This is a genomic window from Halovulum marinum (assembly GCF_009697225.1).
GTDB classification, from domain to species: Bacteria; Pseudomonadota; Alphaproteobacteria; order Rhodobacterales; family Rhodobacteraceae; genus Halovulum; species Halovulum marinum.
Genome location: NZ_WIND01000002.1, coordinates 1 through 18,153 on the forward strand (window position 1 = coordinate 1; position 18,153 = coordinate 18,153).

Sequence of the window (18,153 nt, forward strand, 5' to 3'; positions counted from 1 at the left end):
ATCGCGATCATCTCGGAATACACCACGCTGCAGCCCGGCGATCTGATCGCCATGGGCACGCCGCCGGGCGTCGGCCATGCGAAGACGCCGCCGCGCTGGCTGAAGCCGGGCGAGACCGTCGAGATCGAGATCGAGGGCATCGGCATCTGCGCCAGCCCGGTGGTGGACGAGGCCGAGCACCGCGCCGCCGCGACCGCGCAGCCCCTGACCGCCTGACCGGCACGGCGCGCGCCCGGCCGGGACCGCCCGGCGCGCGGCCGTTCCGGCGAGCCGCCCGGAACACGTCAGTCCGGCACCGCCAGCCGGCTCTCGCCGAAAAGATCCGCAAGGAAGGCGCCGGTCTGGCGGTAGTGCGCCAGCAGCCGCGCCGAGGCCAGGTCGGGATCCCGCGCGATGGTCGCCTGCAGGATGTCGCGGTGCTCGTCGGCGACATTGCGCGTCCTGTAGTTCAGCGACCGCCCCGCAAGGTAGCGGTAGCGGATGTTCAGATCGTAGAGCTGCGAGCAGAGTTTCAGCAGGATGGGCGCGTCGCAGCTGGTCAGCAGCGCCATGTGAAAATCCTTGTGCGCCTCCTCGAAGGCTTCGGGATCGCCCCCGGCGCGGCGCAGCATCCGGTGATGCACCAGCACCAGTTCCTCTTCGTGGTCCTCGGTCATCCGCCCGATGCTCTGGCGCAGGGCCATGTCCTCGAGCGTGCAGCGCAGGCGAAGTATTTCCTCGAAGTTCTTCTGGCTGACCGGGGCCGCGCGAAAGCCGCGCTGGTCGATCCGCTCCACCAGGTTGTCCGAGGTCAGCAGGCTCAGCGCCTCGCGGATCGGCGAGGCGCCCATGCCCAGACGTTTGCGCAGGCCATCGATCTTCAGCTTCTCGCCCGGCTCGATCTCGCCGACGACGATCAGCCGGCGCAGCGCGAGATAGGCGCGTTGCGTCGTGGAGCCGTCGGTTCCGGCAGCGGCGGAGAAGGACGCTAGTACCATCGCCGCAGGATTGTCGATATTCCGAGCGGGTTCAACAGGGTCGCCGGTCGCGGCCCCGTCGTTCTGGCTGCGCGGGCTCATGCGGTTTCCTGTTCGGCCTCGGCCAGCAGGGCGCGCAGCTGGTGGGTCTCCGACAAACGCGCCCCCGGATACATCGCCTTCGCGTATGCCGGGCGCTGCTGGAGCCGGTCGAACCAGCCGGCGACGAGGGGATAGTCCTCGTCCCAGATCCAGGACATTCCCAGGTCGTGAGTGCGGTCGATCAGCGGCGCGGCGACCACGTCGGCAAGCGAGAAGGACTCGCCCGCCAGCCAGGGCCCCTTTTCCAGCGCGCGCTGCATCCGCTGGCAGGTGAGTGTCAGCTGGTCGACGGATTCCTGCACCGCGTCCTTGTCGAAGCCCTTTTCCGACATCTTCAGATAGAAGTGCTTGCGCAGCGGACGCGGACCGGCCTGCTGCTGCACGAACTCTTCGCTGGACAGCCCGTCGAACCGGTTCAGGAATGCACGGTTGAACGAAGGCACCCGCACCGCATAGGTCGGCACCTCTTCGAGAAAGCGCATCCAGGCGCGGACCCTGGCGCGGGACACCGCATCGCGCCCCGACAGCGGCGGCTCCGGACAGACCTCGTCGAGATACTCGCAGATGACGCTGGAATCGATGATCGGCTGGCCGTCATGCACCAGCGTCGGCACGACGCCGTTGGGGTTGATCTTCAGATACTCGGGCTCCAGCTGACCCTTGCTGGCAAGGTCCACCAGCTTGCTTTCGAACTCCAGCCCCTTCTCGGCCAGGGCGATGCGCACCTTCTGGCTGCAGGTGGAGTGGTGGGCGTGGTAGAGGGTGATCATCATCCCTGTCCTTTGGCGGGCGTGCCCTTGCCGTCGATCAGGACGAAGGCGATCGTGCAGGGCGCGTCATAGCAGTTCGACCAGGCGTGGTTGGTGCCGCGCTGGACGACGACATCGCCGGCGGACAGTTCCACGTCGTCGGCCTCCTCGTCCATCAGCATCTTGATGCGGCCCGAGACGATCACCGCGTAGTCCACCGAATCGGTGCGGTGCATGAACGGGTGGCGGTCGTTGGCCTGGATGTTGTGCGCGGCGCCCATCTCGGCGAACGCGGCCTTGCCATCGAGCGACGCCAGCACCTCGGGATCCTCGGGCTCGAAGGTCACGAAGCGGAACACCGATCCGCCCTTGGGCGGGTGCAGGACCAGCGGCCCGTCCACGGTCTCCTCGGGGCCGTCGAACGGGGCCGGGGTCTCGAACGTCTGCCAGAAATTCGTCAGCGTCACGCCGGGCCGGTTGGGGCGTTGCAGGATGCACTCCGCCGGACCGTCCGCGACGATGATCGCCTTGCCACTCGCATCATGTCCGGTGACCACGCGACGTACACTGTTTGTCATTGGCTTTCCTTTCGTAAGGATGTCGAGGGGATCCTACCGTGGAAATCCGCGGGCGCAACACAAAATCGATTTTTGTAGTTTTGGGTAGGAAAATCGATATTACTGTTGACTTGCCTCGCAAAATCGAGAACATGGAAGGCCAAGCTGCAAAGAACAAGCTGTAACGCAAGGGAGGATTCCATGGGACCCATCAAACGCATCGCTGCAGGCGCAGCCGTGTGCCTGACCGTGCTCGGCACCGCCCTGCCGGCCGCCGCGGAAGAACTGCGCATCGGCACCGCCAGCCTCGGCGGTGCGTTCTACCCGGTGGGACAGGCGATCTCGAACCTCGTCAACAAGCATGCCGACGGGCTGACCATGGTTCCCGTGGTGACCCAGGGCGGGACCGAGAACCCGCGGCTGATCGGCAACGGCGAGGTCGATGTCGCGATCGGGAACGCGAACACCTCGTTCTATGCCTTCAAGGGGCAGGAACCCTATGCCGACGCGATCGACCTGCGTGCCCTCGGAACGCTGCACTCCAGCATCCTGCACATCGCCACATTGGCGGGTTCGGACATCCAGAGCATTCCCGACCTCAAGGGCAAGCGCGTGGCCGTCGGGCCTGCCGGAGGCGGCACCATCAACCTGCTGCGCAACGTGCTCGAGGCCTACGACATGGAGTTCTCCGACATCGAGCCCAGCTTCCTGTCCTATTCCGACGGCTTCAGCCAGCTGGCGGATGGCTCGGTCGACGCCAGCATCGCGCTTGCCGGCTATCCCACGGCGGCGGTGATCCAGACCAGCACGACCAACGATCTGGCCTTTGTTCCGATCGACGCCGACGCGATGAAGCGTATCCTGGAAGCGCACTCGTACTATTCCGCCATAGACGTGCCCGAGGGGACCTATGCCTCCGAGATCGAGGGCCAGGCCCTGGGCACGCGCAACATCCTGATCGTTCGCGCGGACATGAGCGACGAACGCGCGTACGCCCTGACCGCGGCGGTTTACGGAAATCTCGAGGAGTTCGGCGCCGAGAACGCGATCGCGAAGCAGATCGTCGCCGAAGACGCCTACGGAATCGCCGTCCCCCTGCACCCCGGCGCCAAGAAGTTCTTCGACGAGCGCTGACTTCGTGGCGGGCGGCCGGCCCCCGACCTTCGGCCGCCCACAACCGGTATCGGGCGGCCTTTGGCGTTTCGGGCGCCGCCCCTCGAGGGTCTGAACCACATGGGCACCGCCATCTCCACACTCGGTTTCGCCATCCGCTGGCTGGCCATCCTGCTCGGCGCCTGGCATCTGGCCCTGGTTTCCGGCTGGATATCGCTGTCCACGCTGGAAATGCGCATCGTGCACCTTGCGGTCATGCTGGTGCTGGTCTTCCTGAGCCTGACCAAGACCAGCGTGGAGCGGTTCCACGACAAGATTGCCGCGAAGGCGGGGCTGGTGCTGAACCTGGGATTTGCGGCAGCCGCGGCGGGCACCGGGTACTATCTTTACGACCGCTGGATGGACATCGCGCTTTCGGGCGGGCTGACGACGTCGACCGACGCGCTGGTCGGAATGGTGGTCATCGCGCTGGTGATGATCGCCGCCGTCCGCAAGATCGGCTGGTTCCTGGCAATCATTGTCGCCGTCTTCCTGGTCTATCCGCTGGTCAGCCCCTGGCTGCCGGGCGTGTTCAATGCCCGCGGCTATTCGGCCGAGCGGCTGGCCGGGTTCCTCACCACGTCGTCCGAAGGGGTCTACGGCATTCCGCTGGGGGTTTCCGCGACCTACATCATCATGTTCTCGATCTTCGGAGCCTTCCTGTCGAGCTTCGGGGCCGGAGACTTCTTCTTTCAGCTGTCGCGCAAGGTCACCGGCACGGCCCGGGCGTCCTCGGCAAAGACGGCGGTCATCTTCAGCACGTTGCTGGGCATGATCTCGGGCTCTGCCGCGGGCAATGTCGCGGTCACCGGGACGATGACGATCCCGATGATGAAGCGCGAGGGCTACAAGCCGCACCAGGCCGGCGCGATCGAGGCGGTGGTCTCGACCGGCGGACAGATCATGCCGCCGGTGATGGGCGCGGCCGCGTTCATCATGGCCGAGATCATCGGCGTCGCCTATTCCTCGATCATGGCGGCGGCATTGATCCCGGCCCTGCTGTTCTTCGCCTCGATCTTCTTCGTGGTACACCTGCAGGCGCTGCGCATCGGCATAGGCCACGCCGCCGACACCAGCGAGCCGCAGAGCCTGCGGCAGATCCTGGTGCCCGGGCTGCGCTTCATCGTGCCGTTCTTCCTGCTGGTCGCGATGATGGTGCAGGGCTACTCGCCGTTCCGCGCCTCGTTCGTCGCGCTCGGCGTGCTGCTGGCCGGCTGCGCGGTCTACGAGTTGCGCGACCTGGCCAGCGCGAAAAGCTTTCTCAAGCGGGTCCTGGATGCGCTGGAGTCGGGGACCCTGTCGGTGATGTCGATCGCCGTCGCCTGTGCGGCCGCGGGCATCATCGCCGGGGTGCTTGCGATGACCGGACTGGGATCCAAGATCTCGGGGCTGATCGTGCTGGCCTCGGGCGGGATCCCGGTCGCGGCGCTGCTGCTGACGATGCTGACTTCGATCATCCTCGGCATGGGGCTGCCGACCACTGCCGCCTACCTGATCCTGGCGACGGTGGTCGCGCCGGCGCTGGTGAACATGGGCGTGCCGATCATGACCGCGCATCTGTTCGTGTTCTTCTACGGCTGCATCTCGACGATCACGCCGCCGGTGGCGCTGGCCTCGTATGTCGCGGCGGGAATCGCCGGGGCCGAGATCAACAAGACCAGCTGGACCGCCTTCGCCTTCGGGATCACCAGCTTCATCCTGCCGTTCATGTTCTTCTTCGGCCCGGGGCTGCTGATGCAGGGGTCGGTCCTGGAGATCGCGGTGGCGGCGATGACGGGCCTGGCGGCGGTATTCTGCTTCGCCGTGGCGGTGACTGGCTATCTCTACCGGCCGCTGGGCACGGGGTTGCGGGTACTGTTCGTGCTGGCCGGAGGACTGCTGATGTATCAGTCGCTGCCGACCGACGTGCTGGGCATCCTGGCGCTGGCCGGGGTGAGCCTGGCCCTGCGCGCGCAGAGCCTGCGTCCCGCGTTGAACGGATAGCTGGATGCCCGAACTATCGCTGGCGGACCCGGCCGGGCTGGCCGCCGTCTTCGTCGCCCTGTTCCTGGGCGGCATCCTGAAGGGGGCCACCGGCGCGGGGCTGCCGGTAATCGCGATCCCGGTGATCAGCGCGGTCTACGACGTGCGCGTCGCCGTCGCGCTGATGGTGATGCCGAACCTGGTCACCAATCTCTGGCAGGTCTGGAGGCACCGAAGCGATCAGGTCGAGGGCGGGTTCGGCTGGATCTTCGCCGGTTGGGGCGCGCTCGGGGCGGCGGCGGGCACCTTCCTTCTGATCTGGCTGCCGGTCTCGGTGATGCAGCTGGCGATGGTGGCGATCATCCTCGGCTACATCACGCTGCGACTGCTGCGGCCCGATGTGTCGATCGGCGCCGAGGCCGCCCGCGGCATGGTCGGCCCGGTCGGTTTCGCCGGCGGGATCCTGCAAGGCGCGACGGGCATCTCGTCGCCGGTTTCGGTCACCTTCCTGAACGCCATGCGCCTGCCGAGGCTGGCTTTCATCCACACGATCTCCTGCTTCTTCGCGGTGATGTGCGCGGGGCAGGCGATCGTGCAGCTGCACTACGGCCTGCTGACGCTGCAGCTTGCCGCGCTCGGACTGGCGGCACTGGTGCCGATGTTCCTGGCTCTGCCGCTGGGCGAGTGGATCGGCCGGCGGATCAGCGCACGGACCTTCGACATGGTCATGGTCGCGTTCCTGGCACTCCTGTCCCTGCGGCTGGTCTGGGTGGAGTTCGTCTGAGGGCAGTGTCACCGCAATCTGCCATGGCGCGTTGCCGTGAACCTGCCAGGCGACTGACCTCCCTTGAAAGGGCTTGTGTTGGAGCAAGCCCGGCAGTTTCTGCTTCAGATCACTCTACCAGAGTCTGAACTGCGCTTCCGCCTCCGATCACGGCGATTCACCCCCTCGAAGCCGGGTGCAGGCAGCTGCGCCCGAAAATCCTTTGCACAACCGACCGATTCGGCTTACCGATATTGTATACCGATTTACTGAACCGGTTTACCTTGGCGGGTCGCGGAACTGCATGGCGAATTTGCAAGACGTTGCGCAACGGGCGAACGTGTCGAAGACCACGGTCTCTCGATACCTGAACGGCTCGCTTGAACTGCCGAAGCGGACCGCCGAAGCGATCGACGCGGCGATCCGCGAACTCGCCTACGTTCCCAACGCCCACGCCCGCCGCCTGAGCCTCGGGCGGTCCGAGACCATCGCGCTGATGGTGCCCGACATCGCGACGCCGTTCTTCTCCACCTTCGTCGCCGCCGTCGAGGCCGAGGCTGATCGACGCAACCTCTCGCTGTCGCTCCACGCCACGCTGAACCGCCGCGAGCGCGAGATCTCCTATCTCGACCACATCCGCCAGGGGCGCGCCGACGGATTGATCTTCATCACCAACCATTTCGGCGACGCGGCGCTGGCGGAGAAGATCAACACCGCCGGCCCGTGCGTGGTCGTCGACGAGGACGTGCCGGCGGCGCGGGTGCCCAAGCTGTTCTGCGACAACGAGGCGGGCGGCCACGCGGCAGGCCGGCATCTGGCAGAGAGCGGACACAGGCACTTTCTCTTCATCGGCGGCGTCGACGAGATGATCAGCGGCGCGCGGCGCTACGCGGGCTTTCTGCGCGGGATCCGAGAGGTTGCCGGCGCGGGCGCACGGGTCGAACGCGCTGCCGGGCCCTATACGATCGCGGCCGGCCGGATCGCGGCCCGGGATTTCGTGGCCCGCGGCGCCGAGCGGCCGACGGCGATCTTCGCCACCTCCGACGAGCTACTGATCGGGCTCTGCGAGGTGCTGCACGAATCCGGCCTCAATGTCCCGCGCGACGTCTCCGTCGTCGGCTTCGACGATGTCGGCCCCCTTCACCTTTTCGCACCGGCAGTGACAGCGGTGCGGCAGCCGGTCCGGGAGCTGGGCAAGCGCGCGCTTGAACTGCTGCTCGGCCACAAGCCGGATGAACACGGCACGCTCCCGCCAGAGGAGCTGCTGCCTGTCACTCTGATCGAGCGGAACTCCGTTGCGCCGCCGACCGGATCTGCCTGAGCAACTTCAACAGCGAGGAAACGGAAAAATGGCCCATCCCACCCGCAGGCACCTTGGCGTGCTCCTGAACTCCACCATGATTGGCGCGGCGGCGCTCCCGGCCCTGGCGCAGGAGGAAAAGACCTTCGCCCTGGTCCAGATCAACCAGCAGGCCCTGTTCTTCAACGAGATGAACCGGGGCGCCGAGGAGGCGGCCGCGGATGCCGGCGTCAGGCTGGTCATCTTCAATGCGAACAACGACTCCGCGGCCCAGAACAGCGCCATCGAGACCTACATCCAGGAAGGTGTCGACGGTCTGGCCGTGGTCGCCATCGACGTCAACGGCATCATGCCGGCGGTCGAGCAGGCCGCCGCGGCCGGCATCCCGGTTGTGGCCATCGATGCGATCCTGCCGGACGGCCCGCAAGCGGCGCAGATCGGCGTCGACAACGCCAAGGCCGGTGCAGATCTCGCGGCGCATTTCAACGAGACCATGAGCGGCGAGTCCAAGCTCGGCATCGTCGGAGCGTTGAATTCCTACATCCAGAACGTGCGCAAGGACGGTTTCGAAGGCGCGCTCGACGCGGGCATGGTCACCGTGGCCGGTACGGTCGACGGGCAGAACATCCAGGACGTGGCGCTCGGTGCCGCCGAGAACCTGATCACTGCCAACCCCGACCTGACCGCGATCTACGCGACCGGGGAGCCGGCGCTCATGGGGGCCGTCGCCGCCGTGGAAAGCCAGGGCAAGCAGGAGGACGTCGCGATATTCGGCTGGGACCTGACCGCGCAGGTGATCGACGGGATCGACGCCGGCTACGTCAAGGCGGTGATCCAGCAGGATCCCTCGCTGATGGGCGCGGCCGCGGTCGAGACGCTGATGACGCTTTCCGACGGCGGCGAAGTCGAGAAGGAGATCTCGGTGCCGGTGACGATCGTCACGAGCGAGAATGTCGATGATTTCCGGTCGCTCTTCGAATGATGGCGGCTGAGGCACAAGCAACCAGGGGGAGGGGGGATGCCCCCCTCCCGCCCGAGCCGATCCTGCGGCTTCGAAACATCCACAAGTCCTTCGGCTCGCACGAGGCGCTGCGCGGGGTCGATCTCGATATCCGCCCGGGCGAATGCCTGGGGCTGATCGGCGACAACGCGGCCGGCAAATCCACCCTCTCCAAGGTGATCTCCGGCACCTACATTCCCGATGTGGGCGAGATCGAGCTCAATGGCCGCGCGGTGCGTTTCTCGACGCCGTCCGAGGCGCGCGACCTGAACATCGAGATGGTCTATCAGGATCTCTCGCTCTGCGACCATGTGGATGTGGTCGGGAACCTGTTTCTCGGGCGCGAGCTGAAACGCGGCCCCTTCCTCGACCAGAAACGGATGCTGGCACAGGCCGAAACGATGCTCGCCGCACTGGAGATCAGGATCCCGCGGCTGACCGCCAAGGTCGAGAAGCTTTCCGGCGGCCAGCGGCAGGCCATCGCCATCGCCCGCGCCGCGAGCTTCGAGCCGAAGATCCTGCTGATGGACGAGCCGACCTCGGCGCTCGCCGTGGCAGAGGTCGAGGCGGTGCTCGGGCTCATCAACCGGGTCAAGGCGCGCGGCGTGGCGGTTGTGCTCGTCACCCACCGGATGCAGGACCTGTTCCGCGTCTGCGACCGGGTGGCGGTGATGTACGAAGGCACCAAGGTGGCCGAGCGCGCCATCGGCGAAACCGATCTTCAGGAACTCGTGGACCTCATCGTCGGCAAGGGAGGCCATTGATGGCCAGCTACACCGAGCGGCAGGCTGGCTCGCGGCTGGCCGACTACCTGTCCGAGCGCGCGCAGGTGCTCTCGATTGCGCTGTTCTTCGCGATCTGCATCCTGTTCTTCAGCGCCACCACCACGACCTTCCTGACCACCGGCAACCTGCTGAACGTGGTGCGGCAGGCCGCGCCGATCCTGATCGTCGCGGTGGCGATGACACTGGTCATCACCACTGCGGGGATCGATCTGTCGGTAGGCTCGCTGGTGGCGCTGATCAACGCGCTCGCGGCAATCCTGATGGCCGCCGGCCTGCCGTGGCCGGTGGTGGTCGTGCTGATGCTTGTCGCCGGCGGTCTGATCGGCGGCGTGCAGGGCTGGTTCATCTCCTACCAGGGGATTCCGGCCTTCATCGTCACCTTGGCGGGGCTGTCGATCCTGCGCGGTTTCGCGCTGCTGCTGACCGAGGGCTATTCGATCCCGATCCGGGACGCCGCGGGCTTCTTCTGGCTCGGGCGCGGCGAGGTCCTCGGCTTTCCGGTGCCGGCGCTGCTGGCCATTCTGGTCGCGATCCTCGGTTTCATCGTCATGCTGCACACGCAGTACGGCCGGCAGGTCGTCGCGGTCGGCTCCAACATGGAGGCGGCGCGTCGCGTGGGCATGCCGGCCAAGCGCGTGCTCGCCTCGGTCTATGTCGTCTCGGGCGTGGCCAGCGCCATTGCGGGAATGCTGATCGCGGCCCGCCTCGGCTCGGGATCGTCCAACGCTGCGCAGGGGTTCGAACTGCAGGTGATCGCGGCCGTGGTTCTGGGCGGCACCTCGCTGATGGGCGGACGGGCCTCGATGACGGGCACGGTGCTGGGCACGATGACGATCGCGGTGATCGGCAACGGGCTGATCCTGATGCACATCTCGCCCTTCTTCACCCAGATCGTGACGGGCACGATCATCCTGGTCGCGATCTGGATGAACACCCGGCTGTTCGACCGCAACTGGCGCTTTGCAAGAAGGAAACCGTCATGAGCGAGCTGTCGCAATGCCACATCCGCTCCGGCCGGGTGATGACCGTCGACGGACCGATCCCGTCGGCGGACCTGGGCCACACGCTGATGCACGAGCATCTGCAGAACGACTGCTCCTGCTGGTGGAATCCCCCGCGCGAGCCGGAGCGCCGGTACCTGGCCGAGGCCCCCGTCTCGATCGAGATCCTGTCGGAGTTGCGCCAGGATCCTTTCGTCAACAAGCACAACATCGCGCTGGACGAGCCTGAGCTTGCCGTCGAGGAGGTGAAGCAGTTCGCCGCCGCCGGCGGGCGCAGCATCGTGGACCCGACCTGCCGGGGCATCGGGCGCGACCCGGTCAAGCTGCGGCGGATCGCGGCGCAGGCGGGCGTGCAGATCGTCATGGGGGCGGGGTACTACCTCGCCTCGTCGATGCCGGGGGGTGTCGCCCGTCTCTCGGCAGATGACATCGCCGACGAGATCGTCGCCGAGGCGCTGGAGGGCGTCGACGGGACCGACGCGAAGATCGGATTGATCGGCGAGATCGGCGTCTCTGCGGAGTTCACCGCCGAGGAGGAGAAATCCCTGCGCGGCGCGGCGCGGGCGCAGGTTCGCACCGGGCTTCCGCTGATGGTCCACCTGCCGGGCTGGTTCCGGCTGGCGCACAAGGTGCTCGATATCGTCGAGCAGGAAGGCGCGGACCTGCGCCACACCGTGCTGTGCCACATGAACCCCTCGCACGCGGACCCGGTCTACCAGGCGACGCTGGCCGCGCGCGGCGCCTTCGTCGAGTTCGACATGATCGGGATGGATTACTTCTATGCCGACCAGGGCGTGCAGTGCCCCTCGGACGACGAGGTGGCACGCGCGATCATGGCGCTTGTCGAGCATGGGTATCTCGACCGGCTGCTGCTCTCGCAGGACGTCTTCATCAAGATGATGCTGACCCGCTATGGCGGCAACGGCTACGCCTTCGTCACCCGGCACTTCCTGCCGCGCCTGCTGCGCCACGGTGCCACGCCGGACCAGATCGACACGCTTATGGTGACCAATCCCCGCCGCGTCTTCGACGCGACGGTTTGAGACAACAGGAGATATCCATGAGCACCAGAGTGCTGCTGGTTGGCGAAAGCTGGACCACGTCCGAGACGCATTACAAGGGCTTCGACCAGTTCGGGTCGGTCCACTTCCACACCGGCGCCGACCCGTTGCTGAAGGCCATGAACGGCAGCGGCTTCGAGATCGACTACATGACCGCGCACGCGGCGGCCGAAGGTTTCCCCTTCGAGGCCGAGGGGCTGGAGACATACGATATCGTCATTCTGTCCGATATCGGCGCGAACACCTTCCTTCTGCCGCCAGACGTCTGGCTGCGGTCGAAATGCGTGCCGAACCGGCTGCGGATGCTGAAGCAATGGGTCGGCGACGGCGGCAACCTGATCATGATGGGGGGCTACTTCTCCTTCCAGGGCATCGACGGCAAGGCGCGCTGGCGGAACACGCCGGTCGAGGATGTGCTGCCGGTGACCTGCCATCCCTGGGACGACCGGGTGGAGATACCCGAAGGTGCGGTGGCCGAGATCGTGAAGCCGGAGCATGCCACGGTTGCGGGCCTCACCGGTTCCGCCTGGCCGCCGATCCTGGGGGTCAACGAGGTTGAGCTGCGCGAGGGCGCCGAAGTCGTGGCGCGCCTGCCCGAGGACCAGGGCGGCCATCCGCTGCTCGTGGTCGGCGGCTTCGGCAAGGGCCGGACGGCGGTCTGGACCTCCGACATCGGCCCGCACTGGCTCTCGCCGGCGTTCTGCGAATGGGAGGGATACAGCACGCTGTGGAAGAATGTATTCGGCTGGCTTGTCGCGCGCTGAGACGCGCGCCCGGTCGGGGGGATCAGGTGGAGAGCAGGCTCGCCATCGTCGCCCGGTCCGGGAAGGCGCTGACGGTGCCGGCGCGCGCGACGGTGTACGCGGCGGCGCGCGCGGCATGGCCAAGGGCGCGCGCATCGAGGCCGCTGCCCCGCAACGCCGCCGACGCCAGCGCGACGGCCATGAAACAGTCCCCCGCGCCGGTCGTATCGAGCACCGTGCAGGGCTCGGCCGTCACCTCGATGCGGCCGCCCAGCCGGATCAGCGCCGCGCCCTGCGCGCCAAGCGTGAGCACCACATCGGTCACCCCCGCGGCAAGGATCGCCTCGACCCCGCCGAGCGCCTTCGCCTCGCCCTCGTTGACGAACGCGCAATCGACGAGCGGCCAGAGATCGGCGAAATACGACTGCAGCGGCGAAGGATTGAGCACCGTGCGCATGCCGCGCGCGCGGCCGGCGGCCAGCGCGGCGCGGGTCGTTTCGGCGCCGAGGTTGCCCTGCATCACCAGCGGGTCGCCGGCCTGCGCTCCGTCCAGCGCGCCGCGCGCCATCTCCGGCGTCATCGCGGCGGCCGCCTCGCGGGTGGTGATGACGGCGTTCTCGCCCTGCTCCGCCATCAGGATGATCGAGAAATCGGTCGCGGTGCCGGCGATCTCGATCAGCCGCGCCTCCAGCGCCTCGGCCTCCAGCCGGCGGGCGATCTCCTGCCCGCGGCCGTCGCGCCCGACCGCCGCGGCAAAGCGGCACTCCAGCCCCGTGCGCGCCATGACGATCGCCTGGTTCGCGCCCTTGCCGCCCAGATCGCGCGACAGCGCCGCGCCGAAGATCGACGCCCCGGGGCGGGGAAAATCCTCGATGGAGAGTGTCTCGTCCAGAGCCACGTTGCCGATGACAAAGGCCTTCATCTACAGATCCATCCATACCGAGAGGTCATGACATGCAGCTCATATCCGACCGGACTTCCGGTGCGATAAGAGATATCTTCGGGCGCGACAAGGCACTGATCGGAATGATCCATTGTCCGCCGTTTCCGGGTGCGCCCAGATACCGCGGCGAGTCCCTCGACCAGATCTACGACGCCTGCATGCGCGATGCCGAGCGACTCGTCGCAGGGGGGCTGCACGGGCTGATCGTCGAGAACCATGGCGACATCCCGTTCTCCAAGCCCGCGGATATCGGTCCCGAGACCCCCGCCTTCCTGTCGGTCGTCACCGACCGGATCCGGCGCGAGTTCGGCGTGCCGATGGGGATCAACGTGCTTGCCAACGCGCCGCTGCCGGCGCTGGCCACTGCCATTGCCGGCGGCGCGGATTTCATCCGGGTGAACCAGTGGGCCAACGCCTATGTCGCCAACGAGGGCTTCATGGAGGGCCGCGCCGCCGAGGCGCTTCGCTACCGCGCCCTGCTGCGTGCGGAGAGGGTCAGGATCTTCACCGACGCCCATGTGAAGCACGGCAGTCACGCCATCGTCGCCGACCGCCCGATCCCGGAACTGGCCCGCGACCTCGCGTTCTTCGACAGCGACTGCATCATTGCCACCGGCCAGCGCACCGGCAACAGCGCCACGATGGACGAGATCGAGGAGATCGGCAGCGCAACGCACCTGCCGCTGCTGGTCGGCTCCGGCGTGACCGAGGCGAACGTTCACGAGATCCTGAAGCGCACCAACGGCGTGATCGTCGCCTCCTCGCTCAAGGAAGGCGGCGTCTGGTGGAACCCGGTCGATGCGGCGCGGGTGCGCAGCTTCGTTGCCGCCGCCGGCGAGGGCTTGGATGCCTGAGCCGCTGACCGATCGCATCCTCGCGGAAAACGCGGAGGTCTTTGCCGCGATGGTGAACCATCGGTTCGTGCAGGACATCGCCGCGGACGCCTTGCCTGCGCAGGCTTTCGACCGCTACCTGCTGATCGAGGGCGGGTTCGTCGAAACGGCGATCGCGATCTTCGGCTATGCCGTCGCGAAAGCCTCCGATCTCGGGGACAGGCGCAAGATGATCGACACGCTGAACGCGCTCGCGAACGAGCAGATGGCCTACTTCGAGCGCGCCTATGCGCAGCGCGCCATCTCGCCCGACCCCGAGTTGCAGTCCGACCCGCGCGTGGCGACCTTTCGCGACGGGATGCTGGCGATCGCCCGCGACGGGGATTTCGGCGCCATCGTCACGGCGATGTTCGCCGCGGAGTGGATGTACTGGACGTGGTGCACGAGGCTCGCCGAGGCGCCGATCAGCGATCCGATGCTGCGAGACTGGGTGGACATGCACGCGGCGCCGGGGTTCACGGCGCAGGCCCGCTGGCTGCGCGACCGGCTCGACGCTCTCGGCGAGGAGATGACCGAAGTGGCGCGATCGGAAGCGGTGCGCGTCTTCGGCCATGTCCAGCAACTCGAGATCGCCTTCCACTCGGCCATCTACGCGGATGCGTCGATCCGCGAAGCATAGATCTCGGCCGTCTCGACCCGCCGCACGACGGTAACGTGTCCGGGGTCCGGCACATCCGGGCCCGACCATCGCCAGCATTCGCGCGCCGACGTGAATATGAGTGGCTCTGCTCGCGCGACTTCAAGTTCCGAAAGCGTCGTGTGGTAGGAATGACGGCATCTCGAACCCTCGGTCGTGCCCAAGGGTCGCGGCCCGATCCCGGGCGATGATGGCCACGCGGTTCGCCTCCGTCATCGTCTGCCCGTCCGGCGATGAAATGCGGTCTGCGCGGGCGAGTTTCGCGTTTCCTGATTTTTTTCGACCGGTGCTGAAACTTTACCGAGCCCCCTTCGTGACTAAGGGACGAGAATCCGAAAACATGAGGGAATATCATGGCTCATCTGGCTTCAAGTTACGACTCCTTCGACACATTCCTGCGTGGCGCTGACGCGTTCTGGTCGGTTGACCTGGCTGCAATGAACAATTCCGGCGTCACTGGTTCCGCGGTGATCGCGGTGAACACCGAAGATGACGGAACCCGCTATCTGAATGTCTCGATAGCGGCCGAAGGGCTGACCCCGGACGTGCAGCATGCCCAGCATGTGCATGGCACCTTCGACGACGACGGAAACCCGTCGGACGCCCGTGTGCCGAACCTTGGCGACGATGCTGACAAGGATGGCTTTGTCGAGGTGCTGGAAGGGCTCGGCGCTTATGGCGACATCCTGTTGCCGCTGATCGGCAGCGATGGTGAATTCCCGCTGACGGACAGCAACGGGCAGCTGACGTTCATCCAGAACTTCCGGCTGGACGACGACAGCAACTTCTTCAGCCCCGTCTCCGGAAACGACTACACCGCCGACGACCTGATGCCGCTGGAATTCCGCGAGATCGTTCTGCATGGGCAGAATGTCGGCTCCGGTTTCGGTGTCGGCACGGATGGTGAAGTCGACGGCAGCCAGAACGGATTCGTCGGCCTTCTGCCGGTTGCCGCCGGTGAAATCGAGGCGACAAACCGTGCGCAGGCTCTGGATATTCTTGAAGACCAGTTTGAAATCGCCTCGGACGAATTCCGCCTGGGCGATGGCGACGATGACCTGAGCACCGGACTGGGTGACGACATCGTATTCGGCGGCGGCGGCGCCGACAGACTGGATGGCGGAGCCGGCAACGATGACCTGACAGGCGGTAGCGGCAACGATGTGGTGCGGGGCGGCGACGGCAACGACTTCGTGAAAGGCACCCGCGGCAACGACTGGCTGTCCGGCGAAAACGGCAACGACAGGGTGAATGGCGGTGCAGGCGACGATATCGCCTATGGTGATGCCGGCAACGACGTGCTGCGGGGGCGTGCCGGTGATGATGCGTTGTTTGGCGGTGCCAGGAACGATGATCTCATGGGTGATGATGGCAATGATTTCCTGACCGGCGGAAATGGCCGTGACAGGCTGGACGGCGGCGCCGGCTGGGACGAGTTCATCTACAACGACCTGAACGAAGGGCGTGATATCATCAGCGGCTTCGAAGACGGCATGGACCTGATAAATCTCAGCAACCTTGGCCTGGGGTTCGAGGATATCAGCGTGGCAGAGATCCGCGGAGGCTCGTCGAGCAGGATCGAGTTCGGCAACACCAAAATCGTGCTGCTGGACGTCGGGAGCGATATGGTGGATTCCAGCGACTTCGTTTTCTGACGGTTCGACCGTAACTGCGTCGGGCGGTTTCAGAGGGGTTGTTTCTGTTCGGTTGCCACACCAAGCGGAAATGAATGCCCCGACCGAAGCCGCCCGGCGGGCATCACACGCCGCCGATGTGCTCTGTCTGTGCAACTCGGCTTGATGCGGGGCAGGGGCGCCGCCCGCGTCCGGGAGTTGTCTGAGAAACCCGGCTTGAGGCTGGGCACGGCGCTGGGTAAGGTTCCGCCATGACGAAACCCAGCCCGTTCAAGTGGCACAAGACCAGCCCGGGTTATCATTCGACTGGCGGTGATGCTCTGCATGCGTTTCCCAATGTCGCTCCGGCGGAATGTCCTGCGGCGCCGGATTGAAAGAAAGCGGCTGTGACCGTCGCGTAACGGGCCGCTGGGCAAACAGCAGGGCAGAGAATCCGCAGCTTCCATTCCGACGACGAAAACGGGCGATGTTCCGGCTCAGGCGGAACGAGGTCTGCAGATGTTCGCCGCCGCCCACGGTTCCGTCCCCAGCCACTTCAACCGGGAACGCAGCCTTTCCGATCGAGACGATTTCAAGGCTCAGCGACCCGCCGCTCTCGACGAGTGGCGGACACTTTTGTTCCGGGTAAAGTTCGGTTACAGGGCGGCAAGCCGAGACGAGTTCGTCTGACAGCACCTTTTTCAAGCCCGCCGAACGGCGATCCGGGCGAGCGGCGCGGCAGAGCCGTCTTTGCGCTTTCGTCTGTTGATGGCACCCATGGGGTTAAAATATGAGGCGAAAGTTACAACATCGGTTGCAAGGCGCACCGAAAATGGGTGCGAACTACAACATATGAGAGACAGGAACGTGCTTTAAGACCGGGCAACAAATGGCTGATAAAAATAAGAAGTACAATAGTTCCGATGCGCCCCTTTTGGCGGTTGCGCCGATGATGGACTGGACCGACCGGCACTGCCGCGTGTTCCACCGGCAGTTCTCGCGTCGGGCGCTGCTCTACACCGAGATGGTGACCGGGGCCGCGCTGGTGCGGGGCGGGGCCGAGCATCTGCTGGCGTTGTCCGCGATCGAGCATCCGCTGGCCCTGCAGCTGGGCGGCTCGGATCCGGCGGAACTGGCGCAGGCGGTGCGGATCGCCGCGCCGCATGGCTTCGGCGAAATCAACCTCAACGTCGGCTGTCCCTCGGACCGGGTGAAGTCGGGCTGTTTCGGCGCCGTGCTGATGCGCGAGCCGCAGCTGGTCGGCCGCATCGTCGGCGCGATGCGCGACGCCGCCGGAGAGGTCGAGATCACCGTCAAGTGCCGCCTCGGCGTTGACGAGCAGGACCCGGAACAGGCACTGCCGGCGCTGCTGCGGGCGGTCGCCGGGGCCGGCGTGCGCCGGGTCACCGTGCACGCGCGCAAGGCCTGGCTGCAGGGGCTGAACCCGAAGGAGAACCGCGAGATCCCGCCGCTGGACTATCCGCTGGTCCGACGGATCAGGGACGCCTTCCCGCAGCTGTGGATCGGGGTGAACGGCGGCATCGCCACGCTCGACGCTGCCGAGGCGCTGCTGGCGCAAGGGTTCGACGGCGTGATGATCGGGCGTGCGGCCTATCACCAGCCGGCGGACGTCCTGGGCGCGGCGGATCGGCGGATCTTCGGCGACGACGTCGCCGACGTCGCCCCCGAGGACGCGGTGCGCGCCATGCTGCCCTACATCGAGGCCGAATGCGCCGCCGGCACGCCGCTGGCGCGGATCACCCGGCACATGCTGGGCGCTTTCGCCGGCCGGCCGGGCGCGCGGCGCTGGCGGCGGATGCTGTCCGAGGGCGCGCACCTCCCGGGCGCCGGGCCGGAGCTGGTCGAGGCGGCGCTGGCGCCGGTTCTGCGCGCGGCGGCCTGAGCCCGGGCGGTCGCCCGCGGGGCAGGGGCCGGA

At 66.5% G+C, this 18,153-nt stretch carries 18 protein-coding genes and 1 pseudogene; 15 read left to right on the top strand and 4 right to left on the bottom strand.

Translation table 11 applies throughout. From position 1 onward, the window contains the following. Positions 1–216, top strand: a 216-nt coding sequence (locus tag GE300_RS03145; protein ID WP_233416746.1) for a fumarylacetoacetate hydrolase family protein, incomplete at its 5' end; no start/stop codon positions are given. A 68-nt stretch (positions 217–284) separates the two neighbouring features. Here the strand turns inward: GE300_RS03145 and GE300_RS03150 are convergent. Genes GE300_RS03150 through GE300_RS03160 form a run of 3 tightly spaced genes read right to left on the bottom strand, consistent with a single transcriptional unit; the run spans position 285 to position 2,385 of the window. Continuing rightward, complete coding sequence (locus GE300_RS03150; protein WP_233416747.1) at positions 285–1,058, bottom strand: GntR family transcriptional regulator; 774 nt, start codon at positions 1,056–1,058, stop codon at positions 285–287. Further along, positions 1,055–1,831, bottom strand: coding sequence for a glutathione S-transferase family protein (locus GE300_RS03155; protein ID WP_154444839.1), 777 nt, complete (start codon positions 1,829–1,831; stop codon positions 1,055–1,057). The genes GE300_RS03150 and GE300_RS03155 overlap by 4 nt, the downstream gene beginning before the upstream one ends. Beyond that, the gene (locus GE300_RS03160; RefSeq protein WP_154444841.1) at positions 1,828–2,385 is read right to left on the bottom strand and encodes a cupin domain-containing protein; all 558 of its coding nucleotides are present in this window, start codon (positions 2,383–2,385) and stop codon (positions 1,828–1,830) included. Before GE300_RS03160 ends, GE300_RS03155 begins: the two co-directional genes overlap by 4 nt. A 180-nt stretch (positions 2,386–2,565) precedes the next feature. Here GE300_RS03160 and GE300_RS03165 point away from each other — a divergent pair, with 180 nt between their 5' ends. From GE300_RS03165 to GE300_RS03205, 9 genes are all read left to right on the top strand, one after another. Beyond that, a complete protein-coding gene (locus tag GE300_RS03165) occupies positions 2,566–3,498 on the top strand; it encodes a TAXI family TRAP transporter solute-binding subunit (protein ID WP_154444843.1) in 933 nt (310 codons plus the stop codon). 99 nt (positions 3,499–3,597) lie between these two features. Next, entirely contained in the window at positions 3,598–5,499 is a 1,902-nt protein-coding gene (locus GE300_RS03170) for a TRAP transporter permease (RefSeq protein ID WP_154444845.1), read from the top strand. 4 nt (positions 5,500–5,503) lie between these two features. After that, complete coding sequence (locus GE300_RS03175; RefSeq protein ID WP_154444847.1) at positions 5,504–6,262, top strand: sulfite exporter TauE/SafE family protein; 759 nt, start codon at positions 5,504–5,506, stop codon at positions 6,260–6,262. A 283-nt stretch (positions 6,263–6,545) separates the two neighbouring features. Next, positions 6,546–7,562 (top strand): LacI family DNA-binding transcriptional regulator, encoded by a 1,017-nt coding sequence (locus GE300_RS03180; protein WP_154444849.1) that lies wholly within the window; start codon positions 6,546–6,548, stop codon positions 7,560–7,562. 28 nt (positions 7,563–7,590) lie between these two features. Next, on the top strand, positions 7,591–8,523 hold the full coding sequence (locus tag GE300_RS03185) for a substrate-binding domain-containing protein (RefSeq protein ID WP_154444851.1): 933 nt from the start codon (positions 7,591–7,593) through the stop codon (positions 8,521–8,523). Further along, the gene (locus GE300_RS03190) at positions 8,520–9,305 is read left to right on the top strand and encodes an ATP-binding cassette domain-containing protein (RefSeq protein WP_154444853.1); all 786 of its coding nucleotides are present in this window, start codon (positions 8,520–8,522) and stop codon (positions 9,303–9,305) included. Before GE300_RS03185 ends, GE300_RS03190 begins: the two co-directional genes overlap by 4 nt. Continuing rightward, positions 9,305–10,309 (top strand): ABC transporter permease, encoded by a 1,005-nt coding sequence (locus GE300_RS03195; RefSeq protein WP_154444855.1) that lies wholly within the window; start codon positions 9,305–9,307, stop codon positions 10,307–10,309. The genes GE300_RS03190 and GE300_RS03195 overlap by 1 nt, the downstream gene beginning before the upstream one ends. Next, on the top strand, positions 10,306–11,370 hold the full coding sequence (locus tag GE300_RS03200; RefSeq protein WP_154444857.1) for a phosphotriesterase family protein: 1,065 nt from the start codon (positions 10,306–10,308) through the stop codon (positions 11,368–11,370). Before GE300_RS03195 ends, GE300_RS03200 begins: the two co-directional genes overlap by 4 nt. A gap of 17 nt (positions 11,371–11,387) precedes the next feature. Further along, the gene (locus GE300_RS03205; protein ID WP_154444859.1) at positions 11,388–12,152 is read left to right on the top strand and encodes a glutamine amidotransferase; all 765 of its coding nucleotides are present in this window, start codon (positions 11,388–11,390) and stop codon (positions 12,150–12,152) included. Positions 12,153–12,174: 22 nt separating this feature from the next. On the opposite strand, the gene GE300_RS03210 is transcribed toward GE300_RS03205, so the two are convergent. Next, entirely contained in the window at positions 12,175–13,053 is an 879-nt protein-coding gene (locus GE300_RS03210) for a PfkB family carbohydrate kinase (protein ID WP_154444861.1), read from the bottom strand. Positions 13,054–13,085: 32 nt separating this feature from the next. Between GE300_RS03210 and GE300_RS03215 the strand changes: the two genes are divergently transcribed. From GE300_RS03215 to dusA, 5 genes and pseudogenes are all read left to right on the top strand, one after another. Beyond that, positions 13,086–13,928, top strand: coding sequence for a BtpA/SgcQ family protein (locus tag GE300_RS03215; RefSeq protein WP_154444863.1), 843 nt, complete (start codon positions 13,086–13,088; stop codon positions 13,926–13,928). Further along, positions 13,921–14,586, top strand: coding sequence for a TenA family protein (locus GE300_RS03220; protein ID WP_154444865.1), 666 nt, complete (start codon positions 13,921–13,923; stop codon positions 14,584–14,586). Before GE300_RS03215 ends, GE300_RS03220 begins: the two co-directional genes overlap by 8 nt. Positions 14,587–14,957: 371 nt before the next feature. Next, on the top strand, positions 14,958–16,259 hold the full coding sequence (locus tag GE300_RS03225) for a calcium-binding protein (RefSeq protein WP_154444867.1): 1,302 nt from the start codon (positions 14,958–14,960) through the stop codon (positions 16,257–16,259). A 230-nt stretch (positions 16,260–16,489) separates the two neighbouring features. Beyond that, positions 16,490–16,907, top strand: a pseudogene (locus GE300_RS23980) (hypothetical protein). A 199-nt stretch (positions 16,908–17,106) separates the two neighbouring features. Then, entirely contained in the window at positions 17,107–18,120 is a 1,014-nt protein-coding gene (dusA, locus tag GE300_RS03235) for a tRNA dihydrouridine(20/20a) synthase DusA (RefSeq protein ID WP_154444871.1), read from the top strand. Positions 18,121–18,153: the final 33 nt, after the last annotated feature.

What these genes read in the sequence shown, in the direction of transcription:
- GE300_RS03220 (WP_154444865.1), top strand. Translation starts at nt 13,921, where the DNA reads ATGCCTGAGCCGCTGACCGATCGCATCCTCGCGGAAAACGCGGAGGTC.
- GE300_RS03165 (WP_154444843.1), top strand. Translation starts at nt 2,566, where the DNA reads ATGGGACCCATCAAACGCATCGCTGCAGGCGCAGCCGTGTGCCTGACC.
- GE300_RS03160 (WP_154444841.1), bottom strand. Translation starts at nt 2,385, where the DNA reads ATGACAAACAGTGTACGTCGCGTGGTCACCGGACATGATGCGAGTGGC.
- GE300_RS03195 (WP_154444855.1), top strand. Translation starts at nt 9,305, where the DNA reads ATGGCCAGCTACACCGAGCGGCAGGCTGGCTCGCGGCTGGCCGACTAC.
- GE300_RS03225 (WP_154444867.1), top strand. Translation starts at nt 14,958, where the DNA reads ATGGCTCATCTGGCTTCAAGTTACGACTCCTTCGACACATTCCTGCGT.
- GE300_RS03205 (WP_154444859.1), top strand. Translation starts at nt 11,388, where the DNA reads ATGAGCACCAGAGTGCTGCTGGTTGGCGAAAGCTGGACCACGTCCGAG.
- GE300_RS03170 (WP_154444845.1), top strand. Translation starts at nt 3,598, where the DNA reads ATGGGCACCGCCATCTCCACACTCGGTTTCGCCATCCGCTGGCTGGCC.
- GE300_RS03180 (WP_154444849.1), top strand. Translation starts at nt 6,546, where the DNA reads ATGGCGAATTTGCAAGACGTTGCGCAACGGGCGAACGTGTCGAAGACC.
- GE300_RS03190 (WP_154444853.1), top strand. Translation starts at nt 8,520, where the DNA reads ATGATGGCGGCTGAGGCACAAGCAACCAGGGGGAGGGGGGATGCCCCC.
- GE300_RS03210 (WP_154444861.1), bottom strand. Translation starts at nt 13,053, where the DNA reads ATGAAGGCCTTTGTCATCGGCAACGTGGCTCTGGACGAGACACTCTCC.
- GE300_RS03215 (WP_154444863.1), top strand. Translation starts at nt 13,086, where the DNA reads ATGCAGCTCATATCCGACCGGACTTCCGGTGCGATAAGAGATATCTTC.
- GE300_RS03150 (WP_233416747.1), bottom strand. Translation starts at nt 1,058, where the DNA reads ATGAGCCCGCGCAGCCAGAACGACGGGGCCGCGACCGGCGACCCTGTT.
- GE300_RS03155 (WP_154444839.1), bottom strand. Translation starts at nt 1,831, where the DNA reads ATGATGATCACCCTCTACCACGCCCACCACTCCACCTGCAGCCAGAAG.
- GE300_RS03185 (WP_154444851.1), top strand. Translation starts at nt 7,591, where the DNA reads ATGGCCCATCCCACCCGCAGGCACCTTGGCGTGCTCCTGAACTCCACC.
- dusA (WP_154444871.1), top strand. Translation starts at nt 17,107, where the DNA reads ATGGCTGATAAAAATAAGAAGTACAATAGTTCCGATGCGCCCCTTTTG.
- GE300_RS03200 (WP_154444857.1), top strand. Translation starts at nt 10,306, where the DNA reads ATGAGCGAGCTGTCGCAATGCCACATCCGCTCCGGCCGGGTGATGACC.
- GE300_RS03175 (WP_154444847.1), top strand. Translation starts at nt 5,504, where the DNA reads ATGCCCGAACTATCGCTGGCGGACCCGGCCGGGCTGGCCGCCGTCTTC.